Below are 15,200 nucleotides of genomic sequence, written 5' to 3'. Positions count from 1 at the left end.
CTCGCTTCGACTTGAGGTGATGTCGCTCGGGATGCTCAGGCCAGGTTCTTGACCGCGGCCTCGACCTTGGTCCGGACCGAGTCGGGCAGCGGGGCGTAGCCCAGCTCGACCAGCTCGGCCTGGCCCTCGGTGCTGGCGGCGTGGCCCAGCAGGCCCTTGACCAGCGGCAGCTTGTCGGCGGCGATGCCCTTGCTGCACACGATCTCGTAGGTCACCAGGACGATCGGGTACGCCCCGGCCTCCTTGGTGGCGTAGTCGATCGACATCTTGAGGTCGTCGCCCTGGCCCTCGATCTTGGCCCCGGCGATGGTCTTGCCGGCCGACTCGGCGGTCAGCTCGGCGTACTCGCCGGCCCCGTTCTGCACCTTGGCCTTCTTCAGGCCGGAGTTCTCGGCGTACGACCACTCGACGTAGCTGATCGTGCCCTCGGTGCTCTTGACCTTGGAGGCGACACCGTCGGACTTGGGGGCGCCGAGGCCGCCGGGGGCCTTCCACGCCTTGTTGTTGCCGAAGGTCCAGTCCGACGGCGCGGTCTTCGACAGGTACTTGGTGAAGTTGTCGGTGGTGCCCGACTCGTCGGAGCGGTGCACCGTCTGGATCGCCGAGGCCGGGAGGGTGGCGTTCGGGTTGTCGGCCTTGATCGCCGGGTCGTCCCACTTGGTGACCTTGCCGGCGAAGATCTGCGCCAGGGTGGTCGGCTTGAGCTGGAGGTTGTCCAGGCCGCCGACGTTGTAGACGACCGCGACGGGGCCGATCACCATCGGCAGGTTGAGCGCCGCGCCGCCGGTGCACTTGGCGTCGGCCTGCGGCTGCTCCTCCGGCTTGAGGGCGGAGTCGGAACCGGCGAAGTCGGCGGTGCCGGCGATGAACGCCTGGATGCCCGCGCCCGAACCGGTCGACTCGTAGTTGATCGTGGTGCCGCTGCACTTCTGCTGGTACGCCTTGATCCACTCAGCCATGGCGTTCTTCTGCGCGGAGGAGCCCTGCGCGTTCAGGGTGCCCTTGCCGCAGTCGGCCGCGCTGGCCGAGCCGGAGGCGGAGGCGCTGGCCGGCTCGTTGTTGTCCGAGCCGCAGGCGCTGAGGCCGAGGACCGCGGTAAGAGCGAGGCAGGCAATGGCGCCGTGCCGCTGGAGCTTCACCTGAGGGGTTTCCCTTCACGTCTTTGGTCAGGTCGCCCGGATTGGGGCCCGAGTGCCGGCGCTGACCGGCTGACACGAAAGCTAGAAGTGCCAGGTAGACGGTTTGCCGGTCGGAAGTGAACGGGGCATGAACAGCCCCGGCCGGGAAGGTGACCGCTGCCTGAGGGAGGGTTGTCCGTTAGGTGAACTGCCGTCCCGGTATCCGCATTGATGCGACATATCCGGGCAGTCGTTATCCGTGCGTGGCCCCACCGTTACCGCGCGGAGACAACGCCGGTCATGACCCCGGCCGGTCGCCGGCCGGGGTCGAGTGGACGGGAGAGCGTCAGCCCAGGTGGTAGTTGACGTGCCCGCACCAGCGGGCGAACCCGAGTCGTTCGTAGAGCGCGACGGCGGCGGTGTTCGACTCGTCGACGTAGAGCATCACCCGGTCCAGCCCGCGCCGGTCCCGCAGGTAGGCCAGGCCGGCCGTGGTGAGCGCCCGGCCCAGGCCGCCGCCGTGGGCGTCCGGGTCCACCCCCACCACGTAGACCTCACCGGTACGGGCCGAGCCCGGCCGTTCGTGCACCTTGGTCCAGTGGAAGCCGAGCAGCCGCCCGGCGGAGTCGACGGCGAGCAGGAAACCGTCCGGGTCGAACCACGGCTCGGCCAGCCGGGCGTGCAGGTCGTCGGTGGTCCACCGGCCCTGCTCGGGGTGCGTGGCGAAGGCGCGGGCGTTGAGCGCGAGCCAGGCGTCGTCGTCCGCGCCGGGGCGGAAGGACCGCAGCGTCACCCCGTCGGGCAGGCGGGGCGGTGGCACCGCAGCGGTCAGCGGGCGGCGCAACTGCCAGAGCACCCGGGCCCGGGTGAAGCCGAGATCCACGGCGAGCGCCGCGGCGGACGGGTGGTCGCCGTGCGCCCAGGCCCGCAGCGGGCCGGTGGCCGCCGCGAGGACGCCCCGGACCAGCGCCCGTCCGGTGCCCCGCCGCCGGAAGGCCGGGTGCACCACCAGCTCCACCCCGACCCCGGACTCCGGCTCGGTGGTGTCCAGGTGGGCGTACCCGGTCAGGGTGCCGTCTGCGGCGCGGGCGGTCAGGTGCCCGGCCGGCGCGTGCGGGTCACGCAGCCGCAGCAGGGTGTGCTCGTCGAACGGGTCGGCCCCGTCGGCGTCGCCGCCGAGCCGGGCCAGGGCCAGCACCTCGGTCACCTCGTCCGGGGTGAGGCGGTCGGTGCGGGCCACCCGGTCGACGGTCGGTTCGACGCTGCTCATCCCGCCACCGTAGTCGGCGTCGCCCGCCCGGTCGGCCCCGCCGGCTCAGTTGGCCCCGCCGGGCGGTAGCGCCTCCAGCCGGAACCGGCCGGTCAGGTCGGGCAGCAGCCGATGCAGCGCGTCCACGGTGCCCTGCCGGTCGCCGCCGGCGTCGTGCATGAGCACCACCGCGCCCGGCCCGGTGTCCCGGGAGACCGTCGCGGTGATCTTCGCGGCCCCGGGGACCTGCCAGTCGTTGGGGTCGACGGTCCAGTGCAGCGGAGTCATCCCCAGCCCCTCGGCGACCGACACGACGGGGTAGGTCCAGGCCCCGCCGGGCTGCCGGAAGTAGCTGACCGGGGCGTCCGGCACGGCGGCGTGGATGGCGTCGTTGGTGCGGATCAGGTCGGCCCGGATCAGGGCGGGGGAGCGCTTGCCGAGCAGCACGTCGTGGTGCCACGAGTGGTTGCACAGGGTGTGCCCGTCGGCCACGATCGCGCGGATCAGGTCCGGGTGGTCCTGGGCGTTCTCGCCGACCACGCAGAACGTCGCCTTGACCCCGTACGCGCGCAGCACCTCCAGCACCTGCGGGGTGTACGTCGGGTCGGGACCGTCGTCGAAGGTCAGCGCGACCTCACCGGTGCCTGTGCTGGCGTGGCTGCCGAACGGGCCGTCACCGCCGCTGGCCGGCTGCGGCGTGTCCGGGTCGGCCCCGGCGGTGGGGGTGCCGGCCGGGCTGGAGCCGTCGGGGCGGATGGCGGGCGGCGCGGCCGGGTCGGCGGGTTGTTCGCCGTACTGGGCGCCGTCGACCTGCGCCGACGCGCCGAGAGGCTGACGGGGCGGGTCGGGGATCATGCTGCGGCCGAGCGCGTACGCGGACCCGAGCAGGGCGGCCAGCACCAGCGTGACTACGCCGACGGTCCCGACGGTCCCGCCGGTCGACCGGGTACGCATCAGCGCCACCGCCGGTCCGGATCGCGGGACGGCCCTCTCGTCGCCCCCGTGGTCAGTGCACGCACCGTAGCCCCTTTCACCCCTGCTGATTACGGCACCAAGAATAGAACCGACAACAGGGGCGAAAGGGGCGTATGGGAAATAGTCCTATCGGGGTGCGGTGATACCGCCCGGGATCAGACCGGCAGCGGCGCGGGCTCGGACTCGGGCAGCGACCGGGACGACGGCGGGACCACGAACTTGTAGCCCACCTGGCGGACCGTGCCGATCATCGACTCGTACTCCGAGCCGAGCTTGGCCCGCAGCCGCCGGACGTGCACGTCCACCGTCCGGGTGCCGCCGAAGTAGTCGTAGCCCCAGACCTCGCGCAGCAACTGGTCCCGGGTGAACACCCGGCCCGGGTGCTGGGCGAGGAACTTGAGCAGCTCGAACTCCTTGTAGGTGAGGTCGAGCGGCCGGCCCTTCAGCTTCGCCGCGTAGGTGTCCGGGTCGATGTTCAGCTCGCCGGCCCGGATCGAGCCGCCGGCCCCGGACGTGGCGTTGCTCAGCCGGCCCACGGCGAGCCGCAGCCGGGCCTCCACCTCGGCCGGCCCCGCCCCGGCCAGGATCACGTCGTCGACGCCCCAGTCGGCGTTCAGGGCGATCAGGCCGGCCTCGGTCACCACCGCGACCAGCGGCACGCCCAGGCCGGTGGCGTGCAGCATGCGACAGGTGGCACGGGCCTCGCTCAACTCGGACCGGGCGTCGACCAGCACCGCGTCCGGGCTGGGCCCGGAAACCAGGGTGCGGACGTCACGCGGTGCGGTACGGACCGAATGCGGCAACAGGTCGAGTGCCGGCAGCACCGCCGAGGGCTCACCTGCGCGCGCGGTCACCAGCAGCAGGAGCTCCACACGATCACCTCCGTCCCGGCGGCCCTTCGGCCGCACGCGACCAGCTGCCCCGCGGGTGGGCAGGGCGCTGAGAACTTGCGTGGGTCCCGGCGTCGCTGACGGGCGGGTAACAGCCTGAGCCTAACCGATTGCGCCGCTGTCACCTCGGCGTCCTTTCCTGTTTGTCGGATCTGCCCGTGATCACCGGTCAGGTTTTAACGTCGCCGAAACCGTGATCCCCGTCGGGCACCCCGTGATCCCCGCCGATCCCCGTCGGTCTGGCACGATCGGGGCGTGTTTCCCTCCACCTCGCCCGAGACCGGCCGTGACCCGTGGGCCGACGACGCCCCCGACGGGCCCGCCGGCCCGGCCGGAGGGCCCGCGCCCGGTCCCGCCCCCGACGACGACGCCGGGAGCCGCCGTCAGCGCGGCCCGCGCCGGTTCCGCAAGGGCGGCCAGCCGCGGCGCAGCGAGGACGACGAGGTCGAGCCGGACGAGGAGCCGGTCGAGCCGGTCGAGGTGCGCCGGCCGCTCTCGCTGACCGTCGCCGGTTTCGCCGCGCTGCTCGGCGTCGGCCTGGTGCTCGGCGCGCAGACCGCCGGCCCCGGGCACCGGCTGCCGTTCGCGATCATCGTGTTCGGCGTGCAACTGCTCTTCGTGCTGGCCTGGACGATGGCCATGCGCCCGCCCGCGCTGCTGCTGGTCGCGCTGACCAGCGGCGCGGTCGCCGCCGCGGCCGACGTCGCCGCCGTGCAGACCGACGTGGCCGGGCTGGCCCCGCTCGGGTACGTGGCGCTGGGCGGGTTCCTGGTCGGGGTGCTCGGCCAGCTCGTCCGTCGGGTGGACCGGGTCCGGGTGACCGACTCGCTCGGCACCACCCTGCTGATCGTGGTCGGTGTGGTGGCGTTCGCCACCCTGATCACGCTCAGCCGGATTCCCGCCGGCACCCAGGCGATCACCGTCTGCCTGGTCGCCGCCGGCGTCGCCCTCACCGTGGCCCGGCTCACCGACGCCGTGCTCGCCTGGCCCCGGCTCGCGCCGCAGGTGCCCCGGGGGGCCGCCGGGGTGGTCGTCGGCGCGATGGTCGGCACCCTCACCAGCGCCCTGCTCGGCAGCTACCTGGTCGGTTTCACCCCGACCAGCGCCGCGGTGGTCGGGCTGGTCACCGCGGCCACCGCCGTGCTGGCCGACCTCGCCGTCGGCTACGCCGAGGCGGGCCGGTTGATGGCCGGCGAGCCACCCACCATGTGGATCGCCCGGCACATGCAGGGCCCGCTCGGCGGGTTCGCGCTCGCCGCTCCGGCGGCGTACGCCATGTGTGTGCTCTTTCTCTGATTTCTCTGCCGCCGGCTGACGGCGGTGGGGCGCGCGGCGCGATTGGGCGCGGCGGCGCTCGGGTAGTAGCGGTGCGCCGCGGGCGGCGGCATCGATGACGGGCACGTCGCGCATCCGCGACGGCGACGAGGGACGGAGACGGGCGTGGCGCAGACGTACGAGGAGCGGCCCCGGCGGCGCGGGCGCAGGTGGCTCGTCGTACTCGTCGTCCTGGTGTTGATCCTGGGCGGGTTGCTGGTGGTGGCCGACCGGGTGGCGGCCGGGCTGGCCGAGCGCGCCATCGCCGACCAGGTGCAGCAGGCGATCACCGATCAGGACGCCAGCTCCGCGCCGCCCCAGGTCGACGTGGGCGGCTTCCCGTTCCTCACCCAGGTCGTCGACGGCCGGTACGAGCGGATCTCCATCGTGCTGACCGACGTGCAGGGGTCGGTGGAGGGCAACGCGGTCAGCCTGCCCCGGCTCGACGTGGACGCCCGCAACGTGCGCGCCCCGCTGGACACCATCCGCTCCGGGCAGGGCGAGGTGGTGGCCGAGACGGTGGCGGGCACCGGCACGGTCACCTACGACAGCCTGGCCAAGCTGCTGGACCGGCCGGGGCTCAAGCTCGGTGAGCAGAACGGCAAGCTCGCCGTCACCGCGCCTGTCGACATCCTCGGCCAGAAGCTCACCGTCACCGGCACCGCCGACGTCACCGTGGCCGACGGTGGCAAGGTGTCGCTGAAGTTCAGCGACCTCAACGCCCAGGGGCTGCCGGCGGTGCCGCTGGCCCGGACCCTGCTGAACAACTACGCCCGGGGCATCTCGGTCGACGTGCCACTGCCGTCGCTGCCGTTCCAGCTCAACGTGCGCAAGGTCGAGCCGCGCCCGGAGGGGCTCGCGGTGACCGCCGACGCGAAGGACGTCCCGATCAACTCGCCGAGCTGAGTCACCGCTCAGTTGTGGACGCGGACCCGCCCGGCGCTGCCCGCCAGGTGGGCCCGCGTCCCGCATGTTGGTCGTGAGCTGGCACTCTCCGGGACGGCTGGTAGGCTCCGAGCCCATGGGGACGCACCTCACCAAACGGCGCGCGGTCGACCTGTGCCGCGTGGCCACCTGCCTGTGTCGCTCCGTCATCTGACGGCGGGGCTGTCTCCGGCCGCTTAGCGGCCACCGCACTCAGGGTCCTCCGACCTTCGGTGCCAACCCTCCGAAACGCCCGGCAGCGGCGCCGTCGCACGAACCCGTGATCCGTTCCTCTTTGGGTCCTGCGCATGGTGCGACATCACCGATCTCCACCACCCGCGCTGGCTCACCACCCATCCTCACCAGGGAGTGATCTGATGAGTCGCGACACCGCACTCGTCTCGGCCGAATGGGCCGAGAAGAACCTCGGCGCCCCGGGCGTCGTCTTCGTCGAGGTCGACGAGGACACCTCGGCCTACGACACCGGCCACATCGCCGGCGCCATCAAGCTCGACTGGAAGACCGACCTCCAGGACCCGATCCGCCGGGACTTCGTCAACAAGGCCCAGTTCGAGGCGCTGCTCTCCGAGCGGGGCATCGGCAACGACGACGTGGTGGTCCTCTACGGCGGCAACAACAACTGGTTCGCCGCGTACGCGTACTGGTACTTCAAGCTCTACGGCCACCGCGACGTCAAGCTGCTCGACGGCGGTCGCAAGAAGTGGGAGCTGGACGCCCGCCCGCTGGTCACCGACGCGGTCACCCGCCCGGCCACCCAGTACGTCGCGAGCGAGCCGGACACCTCGATCCGGGCGTTCCGCGACGAGGTCGTCGCCGCGATCGGCACCAAGAACCTGGTCGACGTGCGCAGCCCCGACGAGTTCGCCGGTCGGCTGCTGGCCCCTGCCCACCTGCCGCAGGAGCAGGCCCAGCGGGCCGGTCACATCCCCACCGCGATCAGCGTGCCCTGGTCCAAGGCGGCCAACGAGGACGGCACCTTCAAGTCCGACGACGAGCTGCGCAAGATCTACGCCGACGCCGGGCTGGACGACGGCAAGGAGACCATCGCGTACTGCCGGATCGGCGAGCGCTCCTCGCACACCTGGTTCGTCCTGCAGGAGCTGCTCGGCCACACCAACGTCAAGAACTACGACGGTTCCTGGACCGAGTACGGCTCGCTGGTCGGCGTGCCGGTGGCCCTCGGCGACGAGCCCGGGGAGGCCTGAGCCATGACCGCTCCCACCGCCGCCGGCTGCGCCGCGCCGGACCAGTCCGCGCCCCTGCCGGCCAGCCTGGACCTGGAGAAGGAAACCGTCATCACCGGCCAGGTGCTGGCCGAGTCGGGCGACGTCGTGCCCGGCGCGTACGTCCGGCTGCTCGACTCGACGGGTGAATTCACCGCCGAGGTCGTCACCTCCCCGGCCGGGCAGTTCCGGTTCTTCGCCGCGCCGGGCAACTGGACCCTGCGGGCGCTGTCCCGGCACGGCAACGGCGACACCGCCGTGACCGCCAACCGGGGCGTCAACGAGGTCACCGTCACGGTGGCCTGACCCACGCTCACGATCGGCCCGGGGCCGGTCACCCCACCCGGGGTGACCGGCCCCGAGCCGTCGCACCCTCGGCGGCCCGCCCGACAACCGGATGTCCGCGCCCGGCAGGCGCGAGGGTGCCCGCTGCCCGGCAGCCCGCCCGGCCGTCGCCCGGCCGGCGGCGTCACGAGGTGCAGCCGCCCTGGTGGTCGACCCGCCGGACGCAGCGTCGACGCCCACCGAGCCGCCTGTCGCAGAAGACCTGATGCTGTGGCTCCGACCCGCCCTCTTCGGAAACCGTCGTCTCGCCGAGCACCAGCTCCGGCAGGAACGCCAGCGACCGGCCGATCGCGCTGGCCAGCAGCGTCGCCGCCGGCAGGTCGTCGGCAGCGACAGTCAGGTGTACGACGAACCGCTCGCGCTCGGTCGCGGCGGTCACACCCGCACCACCCGGGGCGCGAACCGGGACTGCCAGTCGTGCAGCGCACCCTTGATCCGCGCGTTCTCCTCCCGGGTACGGGCCAGCTCGGCGTGCAGCACCGCCAGCTCGTCGGCGATCCGGTGCAGGAACCCGTCCACCTCGGCCGGGTCCAACCCGTGCCGGGACCGCCGGAACCGCTGCTGCCGCACCTGGCTCGTGCAGAGCGGCCGGTGCGCCACCGGGCGGTTCTGGTACCCCACCGGTTGGTACCGGTGCGCCACGGGTTGATGGTGGTGGGCCGCCGGCCCGTGGTGCCCGGTGTTCTGCCGCCCCGGCGGCCCGGACGGTTGGACAGGACGGTTGCCGGTCCGGTTGCTCGCGGGATGTCTGGCCGGGGCTTGGTTGGCCGGGAGCCGGTTGGTGACCCGGTGCCGGGCGGACGGCCGCTCTGCTGCCCCAGGCTGCTCGGCTGTCTTGGGCCGGTCGTTTGTCACGGGCCGGTCGGTGGCCGTCGACCGGTTCCGGCGGAACAGCCGGAGGAACCTGCACACGATGGGGACCACCTCTCCGCAGGGGCAGCGGGGATCGTGCTGCCGTGAAAGGTGGCCGGGGCAGGTGGCTTCCCTTCCACTGCACCCGCCCCGGCCGGGGAGAGCCCTGCTCGTTGCCACGCGAGGAGCGCTCGCCGACCAACTTATTTGAGGAACTTGAAAGAGTCAACGACCGGTTGCAATGCGTAGTTGCATGCCGTGATGAGAGCGTGATCGAATCGCGGGTGCCACGCGAGGAGTGCCATGCCTGCGACCCCGGACTACATCCGGATCTCCGACGAGATCGTCGCCGACGTCAGGTCGGGTAAGTACAAGCCGGGAGACAAGCTGCCCTCGATCACCGAGCAGTGCAGCCGGTTCAATGTCAGTCCGTCGACGATCAACCTGGTCAACGTGCGGCTGGAGGCGCTCGGAGTGATCAGCCGCCACCAGGGCAAGGGCATCTACATCACCGACCCGGCGACCTGGTTGCGTAAGCCCTGACCTGAATCTGATGGCGCTCTGCCGCTGCCTGTGCGCCGCTGAGTGACCGGTCCTCGGTGACTGCCCGGTGCCGGTACCGGTACCGGTGCTCAGGACAGGGTCACTGCTGCCCTGCTGCCTCACCCTCACTGATCCCGACCGGGAACGCTGTCCCCGGAGACGGGTATGCCTGTGGGTCATAAATATGACCCACAGGCATACCCGGTTCAGAGCATGGTGTGGCTCCCCGAGCCGGTGGAGAGGTCGGTCCCCGGCGGCCGAAGCTCGTCGGGGCAGCACGGTCAACACGTGGTCAGTGATGTAGCGGTATCGGAGCGGGCGGATACCGCTACATCGGCCCAAAGGAGTTGATCACGGCAGACGCCGCCCCACGGGGCGGGGCGGCCCACGGGGTGGGGCGGCCGGAGGGGTGGGCGGCCCGGGGGAGGTGGCGGTGGCCGCCGACCCGGGAGGGGGCGACGGCCACCGTCAATGCGGTCAGCCGGTCACAGGCCGGATGCCCGGACGCCCGCGCAGGTCGACGTCGGGGTCAGCCCGAAGTTGAGCGTCCCGACGATGCCCGCTTCCACGACGGTGCGCTGGACCTGGGGCACCCAACCGTCCTTGGCCACGATCACCTCGTACCTACCCTTGGGCAGCCACCAGGCGTAGCGACCCTGGGCGTCGGCGGTGAGCGTGGTGCCGGTGGTCGAGCCGACCAGGTTCAGCCGGATCGTCGCCGGGACGCCGACGGTCTGGCCGCCGCAGGTCACCCCGGTCACCGTGCCCTGGATCTTGCCCCAGTTGTTCGGCGGCGAGACGTTCATCTCGACACCGACCGACGACACCGGGTACGGCGTGTTCGAGGTGAGCCCCAGCTCACCCGAGTACGCCCCGGGCTGGAGCACCCCGGCCGCCGCCGTGGCGGTCAGCGTGACGGTGACCGTCTGGGACGCCCCCGGGGCGAGCGTGAAGCTGGTCGGTGCGGTCGACAGCCACGGCAGGTCACTGGCGTCCGAGCAGCCCTCCAGCCCGCCGAGCCGTTCGCTGTCCGCCGAGCCGACGAACGAGCTGGGCGAACCACCGATCTTGTACGCCCCGCAGGCGGCGGCACCCCGGTACCTGCTGAACTGGGCGTTCGGCAGGTTCTTCCAGGCCCCGGCGACCGGGTCGAAGCCGAGCGTCCGGTTGGTGACCGACGTCGAGCCACCGGTCACCCCGCCGGCCAGCACCAGCATGCCGCCGGCCGACGCGTACTGGGAGCCCCACAGGTCGACCGGGAGGTTCGGCAGCGGGCTCCAGGAGTCCGACGCCGGCTCGTACCGCCAGGTGTCGGTGTACTCGTCGGCGGCGACCCCGCCCGCGCAGTACACCTGGCTGCCGATCCCGCCGCAGGACACCCAGGAGACCGGGTGCGGGTACGCCGCGCCGGTGCGGAAGGTGCCGGTACGCGGGTCGAAGACCACCAGCTTGTTGCTCTCCGTGCAGGTGCTGTCGACGCAGCCGCCGACCAGGTACACCTTGCCCCCGGCCACGGCGGTGCCGGCCGCTGCGGCAGGTGCCGGGTTGACCGCCCCGGCCAGGGTGCTCCACGAACCGCTGGCCGGGTCGAAGACGTCCACCGACGGCTCCATGCCGTCGCCCGCGCCCCAGCCGCCGATCACGTACAGCTTGCCGCTGATGCCCACGGCGGACGGCTTGGAACGGGCGTGCGGCAGGTCGGGCAGCGCCGTCCAGACGCCGGTGGCCGGATCGAACACCCAGGCCTTGCGCTCGTTGCCGGTGTCGCCACCGCCGCCGACCGAGTAGACCTTGCCGTCCAGGTTGGCCGCCGCGTTGTCGTAGATCGCGGCGGGCAGGTTGGTGATCCGGGCCCACGCGTCGTCGGCCTGCGGCGCGGCGTCGGCGTTCCCGCCGCCGTACCGGGCACCGGTACGCCCGGTGCTGATCCCCTTGACCACCTGCTCCCGCAGCGGCGCGCCGCCGGTGGACAACACCTCGAACCCGCCACCACGTTCCAGCAGTTCCACGGTCGCCGGGGCGGAACCCGTGTTGCGGACCGTCACCTTGGCGGTGCGGGTGCTGCCGTACGGCTGGTGGGCCTCGATCGTGGTGGTGCTGACGGTGAGCCGCCCCGCGGCCAGGGCCAGGTCGGCCCGGCGGGTGCTGTCGGCCACCACCGTCACCTGCTGGGTGACCGGGGTGTACGGCGGCTTGGCGGCGGTGAACGGGTGGGTGCCGGTCAGCCCCGAGAAGAGGTGGTAGAAGCCGTCCGGCAGGTTCGGGTCGTCCGGGGTGGCCGCCGAGACGGCCGTGTCGGTGGGCCGGTCCACGCTGGTCACCGTCACCCCGTTGACCGCCGCGCCGGTGTTGCGGTCGGTGGTGTTGCCGACCACCAGGCCACCGGGCACGGGTGTGCAGTCCCGGTTGACCAGCTGGACGTCGTCCACCTGCCACCACCAGGCGAAGGTGCCCTTGAACCGGAAGCGCACCAGCGCCTGCGCCGCACCGGCCGCCGGGGTCAACGGCACCTCCTCGACCCGGGGGCCGCGCCGGCTGGCGGTCTGGTGCCAGACGTTCGTCCAGCTCGCCCCGGCGTCGGTGGAGACGTCCACGTCGGCGGTGTCGCTGATCCCGACGGCCCGCCAGTCACTGCGGAAACGCAGCAGCGGCGCGGCCGAGGCGGTCAGGTCGACCGGCGGGGCGATCAGGTCGGTGTCCTGGGTGTTGCCGGTGCCGAGCTTGTCGCTGTCGATGATCGCGAACCCGCCGGTGCCGCCGGTCAGGTTGCCCCGCGCGCCCGGGTCGTTGAAGACCCAGCCGCCCTTCTCGGTGCGGTTGCGCACCGACCAGCCCTCCGGTGCGGTGGTGCCGTCGAAGCTCTGCGACAGCAGCGGCGCGCTGAGGCTGCCGGTGTAGCCGGCGGCGACACAGGCCGCCTCGACCGGGACGGGGACGTCGGCCGTGGTGGCCGTCGACCCGACGGTCAGGTCCTTCGTCACCGTCCGGTAGCCCGGGTACTTCGCGGTGACGGTCAGCTTGTAGTCGGTGTTGCCGGCCACGGTGAACGAGTACCGGCCGGTCACCGGGTCGGTGAAGACGGGTCCGCCGGGGCGGCCGGCGACCTCGATCGTGGCGTACAGCGGCCAGCCGTGCCCGGAGCCGTCGGTGACCCGGCCGGAGACGGTGACCGTCGGCGTGGCCGTCAGGGCGAAGTCGCGGGTGACCGAGCCGTCCTCCGGGACGGTCACGGTGCCGGTCGCCGTGCGGAAGCCGTACGCGGAGACGGTCAGCGTGGTCTCGCCGGCCGGCACGGTCAGCGAGTACCTGCCGTCGGCGCCGGTGGTGACGCTGCGCGCGCCCGTGGCGACGGTGGCACCCGCCACCGGGTCGCCGGTCGCCTCGTCGGTGACCCGGCCGCCGACCTGGCCCACCGGACCGCGCGGGGCCTGCCGGACCGCCTCGTACGCGTTGAGCCGACCCTCACCGAAGACGTTGTTGTCGGCGGCGGTGCCCCCGCAGGTGGTCGCGTCGACGTCGGTCGCGGTGCGGTCGAGCAGCTCCTCGGTGCCGGTGATGTCCCCGCGCAGGCTGGGCGCGGCCGACCAGATCAGGGCGATCGTGCCGGCGACGTGCGGGGCGGCCATCGAGGTGCCGTTGAACGACGCGTACCCGTTACCGGGGACGCTGGAGCGTACGTTGCTGCCGGGCGCGGCGATGTTCGGCTTCAGCCCGGCCGGGTCGGTGGCGTCACCCCGGCCGGAGAAGCTGGAGATGGCGTTGTTCACGTCGTACGAGCCGACCGCGTACGCGTTGGGGTTGTCACCGGGGGAGCCGGCGCTGCCACAGGCCGGGCCGTCGTTGCCGGCGGAGAAGACCGGGAACATCCCGGCGGCCCGCCAGGCGGCCACGGTCTGCTGGTACCACGGGTCGCCGCCGTCGCCGCCCCAGGAGTTGTTGACGATGTCAGGGCGCAGGTCGGGGCGGGGGTTCTGGCCGTTGAGGTCGGTCGGGGCGAGCACCCACTGGCCGGCGGCCAGCAGCGAGGCGTCCGAGCAGTTGTTGGACTCGCAGCCCTTGGCGGCGATCCACTTCGCGCCCGGGGCGACCCCCACCTGGTTGGCGGACCCGTCGGTGCCGACCATGGTGCCCATGGTGTGGGTGCCGTGGTCGTTGTTGTCGCAGGGGGCGTCCTGCGGGCAGATGCCGGCCGGGTCGTACCAGTCGTAGTTATGGTCGAACGTCCCGCCACCGAGGTTGCCCCGGTAGGAGTTGACCAGCGCGGGGTGGTCGAACTGCACGCCGCTGTCGATGTTGGCGACGACCAGGCCCTCACCCCGGTCGCCGAACTCGTCCCAGACGCGGGGTGCGCCGATGTTGGTCAGCCCCCACTCGACGGCGTCGGTGCCGGACCGGGCGGCGGTGCTGCGGACCGGACGGATCAGCGGGTAGCTGCGGGTCGCGGCGATCCGCTCGACCTCGGGCCGGGCGGCGATCGTGTCCAGCAGCGCCCGGTCCCCGGTCACCCGCAGCGCGTTGGCGATCCAGTAGGCGGTGTAGGTGGCCTTCCGGTCGTCCAGCACCGTCCGCAGGTCATGCTGGGTCCGTTCGGCGGTGGTGGTGAGCAGCCGGTGCACCTCGGCGGCACGGGCGTCCGGGCTGCGCAGCCGGGCCGCCTGCCCGAGCGGGGCATGTTCGCGCAGGTAGACCAGGAAGGTCTCGGTGCCGTCGGCGAGCCCGTCGAGGACCTGCCGCTCCACGGTGGCCCGGGGTGCGGCCGGTGCGGCCCCGGCGGGTAGTGCGGGCTGGGCGGTGAGGCCCAGGAGTCCGGCCGCGAGCGCGGCCACCAATCGCCACCGGGACGGTCGTCCGGTCGGTCGTCTGAGCACGCTGTTCCTCCCCACGTCGTCGGGCCCGATCGGTTCGGGCCCGGCCGCGTGTGCCGGGGTCGCGGCCACGCGGAGCGGCTGAGGAGGTGGCCGGTGTCGGGTGCTGCGTGGGCCCCCACGGCCGCTGTGCATCATGCTCAGCCGGAGAACCAAGCTGATCAATGGATCGGGTCGGTCAGTATTCGGTCAGTAACCGGGCGCCACGCTGACCGCTAGGCTGACGGCAGGCCGCGCCGGCCCCCGTCGTGGGCAGACGGGCCCGCCGGGCAGCGGGCGGCGGGTGCGGTCCTGGGGAGGACGGGTGACCGGTGTCGACATCCCTTTCGTGGTCTGTGTCAGCGCTGACGTCGCGGTCCGGGAGCGGGTGGTCCGCCGGCTCGACGACCTCGGCCCGGTGGTGATCTGCGCCGACCTGGCCGAGCTGCGCGCGATGCTCTTCCCCGGCCCACCGGTGCCGGCCCCCGCGCCCCCGCCGGAGCAGGTCCCGGTGCGCTGCGGCGATCTCGTCGTCGACCCGCCCCGCCACCTGGTCACCTGGCGGGGGGAGCCGCTGGCGCTGACCCGGCTGGAACGGGAGCTGCTGGCCCGGCTGGCCGGCGACCCGGGGGCGGTCTGGAGCTACGAACGGATCTTCGGCTCGGTCTGGGGCGGCACCTGGCTGGGCGACGCGGCCATCCTGCACTCGGCGGTCAAGCGGTTGCGCCGCAAGCTGCGCGAGGTGGCCGGCGGCCCACAGGTGCAGACCGTACGCGGCGTCGGCTACCGGCTCGCCGTACCGCGCGGCTGACCCCGGGCACCGGCGGGTGGGCCGGCGGCGGGGGCGTGACACGATGGCCCGGTGAACGGTGCCGTCCAGCAGGGGTACGCCCCACCGCCCG

At 72.8% G+C, this 15,200-nt stretch carries 14 protein-coding genes; 7 read left to right on the top strand and 7 right to left on the bottom strand.

Features of this window, described 5'->3' with window-relative positions:
- Window positions 1-35: 35 nt before the first annotated feature.
- The 4 genes from pstS to ACN268_RS18975 all read right to left on the bottom strand — a co-directional run bounded on the left by pstS (window position 36) and on the right by ACN268_RS18975 (window position 4,214).
- Window positions 36-1,139, bottom strand: coding sequence for a phosphate ABC transporter substrate-binding protein PstS (gene pstS / locus ACN268_RS18990; protein WP_421484362.1), 1,104 nt, complete (start codon window positions 1,137-1,139; stop codon window positions 36-38).
- 325 nt (window positions 1,140-1,464) lie between these two features.
- Window positions 1,465-2,388 carry a mycothiol synthase gene (gene mshD, locus ACN268_RS18985; RefSeq protein WP_421484361.1) on the bottom strand — a complete coding sequence of 308 codons (924 nt, stop codon included), beginning with the start codon at window positions 2,386-2,388 and terminating at the stop codon, window positions 1,465-1,467.
- 45 nt (window positions 2,389-2,433) lie between these two features.
- Window positions 2,434-3,321, bottom strand: a complete 888-nt coding sequence (locus ACN268_RS18980) for a polysaccharide deacetylase family protein (RefSeq protein WP_421484360.1) — start codon at window positions 3,319-3,321, stop codon at window positions 2,434-2,436.
- Window positions 3,322-3,497: 176 nt separating this feature from the next.
- On the bottom strand, window positions 3,498-4,214 hold the full coding sequence (locus ACN268_RS18975; RefSeq protein ID WP_088643167.1) for a winged helix-turn-helix transcriptional regulator: 717 nt from the start codon (window positions 4,212-4,214) through the stop codon (window positions 3,498-3,500).
- A 273-nt stretch (window positions 4,215-4,487) separates the two neighbouring features.
- On the opposite strand from ACN268_RS18975, the gene ACN268_RS18970 reads away from it, so the two are divergent.
- From ACN268_RS18970 to ACN268_RS18950, 5 genes are all read left to right on the top strand, one after another.
- The gene (locus ACN268_RS18970; protein WP_421484359.1) at window positions 4,488-5,528 is read left to right on the top strand and encodes a hypothetical protein; all 1,041 of its coding nucleotides are present in this window, start codon (window positions 4,488-4,490) and stop codon (window positions 5,526-5,528) included.
- Between the two features lie 144 nt (window positions 5,529-5,672).
- On the top strand, window positions 5,673-6,452 hold the full coding sequence (locus ACN268_RS18965) for a DUF2993 domain-containing protein (protein ID WP_421484358.1): 780 nt from the start codon (window positions 5,673-5,675) through the stop codon (window positions 6,450-6,452).
- Between the two features lie 64 nt (window positions 6,453-6,516).
- Window positions 6,517-6,645 carry an Ms5788A family Cys-rich leader peptide gene (locus ACN268_RS18960; RefSeq protein ID WP_342747087.1) on the top strand — a complete coding sequence of 43 codons (129 nt, stop codon included), beginning with the start codon at window positions 6,517-6,519 and terminating at the stop codon, window positions 6,643-6,645.
- A 202-nt stretch (window positions 6,646-6,847) separates the two neighbouring features.
- On the top strand, window positions 6,848-7,696 hold the full coding sequence (locus ACN268_RS18955) for a sulfurtransferase (protein ID WP_421484357.1): 849 nt from the start codon (window positions 6,848-6,850) through the stop codon (window positions 7,694-7,696).
- A gap of 3 nt (window positions 7,697-7,699) precedes the next feature.
- Complete coding sequence (locus tag ACN268_RS18950) at window positions 7,700-8,020, top strand: DUF1416 domain-containing protein (protein ID WP_088643163.1); 321 nt, start codon at window positions 7,700-7,702, stop codon at window positions 8,018-8,020.
- A gap of 163 nt (window positions 8,021-8,183) precedes the next feature.
- Here ACN268_RS18950 and ACN268_RS18945 read toward each other — a convergent pair whose 3' ends face one another.
- Together ACN268_RS18945 and ACN268_RS18940 are read right to left on the bottom strand one after the other, a co-directional pair.
- On the bottom strand, window positions 8,184-8,438 hold the full coding sequence (locus ACN268_RS18945) for a hypothetical protein (RefSeq protein ID WP_421484356.1): 255 nt from the start codon (window positions 8,436-8,438) through the stop codon (window positions 8,184-8,186).
- On the bottom strand, window positions 8,435-8,701 hold the full coding sequence (locus ACN268_RS18940; RefSeq protein ID WP_421484355.1) for a DivIVA domain-containing protein: 267 nt from the start codon (window positions 8,699-8,701) through the stop codon (window positions 8,435-8,437). Before ACN268_RS18940 ends, ACN268_RS18945 begins: the two co-directional genes overlap by 4 nt.
- Before the next feature lie 513 nt (window positions 8,702-9,214).
- Here ACN268_RS18940 and ACN268_RS18935 point away from each other — a divergent pair.
- Window positions 9,215-9,454: a winged helix-turn-helix domain-containing protein gene (locus tag ACN268_RS18935; RefSeq protein ID WP_421484354.1), complete on the top strand. Its 240-nt coding sequence runs from the start codon at window positions 9,215-9,217 to the stop codon at window positions 9,452-9,454.
- A gap of 485 nt (window positions 9,455-9,939) precedes the next feature.
- Here the strand turns inward: ACN268_RS18935 and ACN268_RS18930 are convergent, their stop codons facing one another.
- Window positions 9,940-14,322 carry a S8 family serine peptidase gene (locus tag ACN268_RS18930; protein ID WP_421484353.1) on the bottom strand — a complete coding sequence of 1,461 codons (4,383 nt, stop codon included), beginning with the start codon at window positions 14,320-14,322 and terminating at the stop codon, window positions 9,940-9,942.
- A 301-nt stretch (window positions 14,323-14,623) separates the two neighbouring features.
- Between ACN268_RS18930 and ACN268_RS18925 the strand changes: the two genes are divergently transcribed.
- The gene (locus tag ACN268_RS18925) at window positions 14,624-15,109 is read left to right on the top strand and encodes a winged helix-turn-helix domain-containing protein (RefSeq protein WP_421484352.1); all 486 of its coding nucleotides are present in this window, start codon (window positions 14,624-14,626) and stop codon (window positions 15,107-15,109) included.
- Window positions 15,110-15,200 lie beyond the last annotated feature (91 nt).

Origin of the sequence: Micromonospora sp. WMMD735 (assembly GCF_049178995.1) — a bacterium.
Taxonomy (GTDB): Bacteria; Actinomycetota; Actinomycetes; order Mycobacteriales; family Micromonosporaceae; genus Micromonospora; species Micromonospora wenchangensis.
This window is presented reverse-complemented; position numbering and strand designations above follow the sequence as displayed.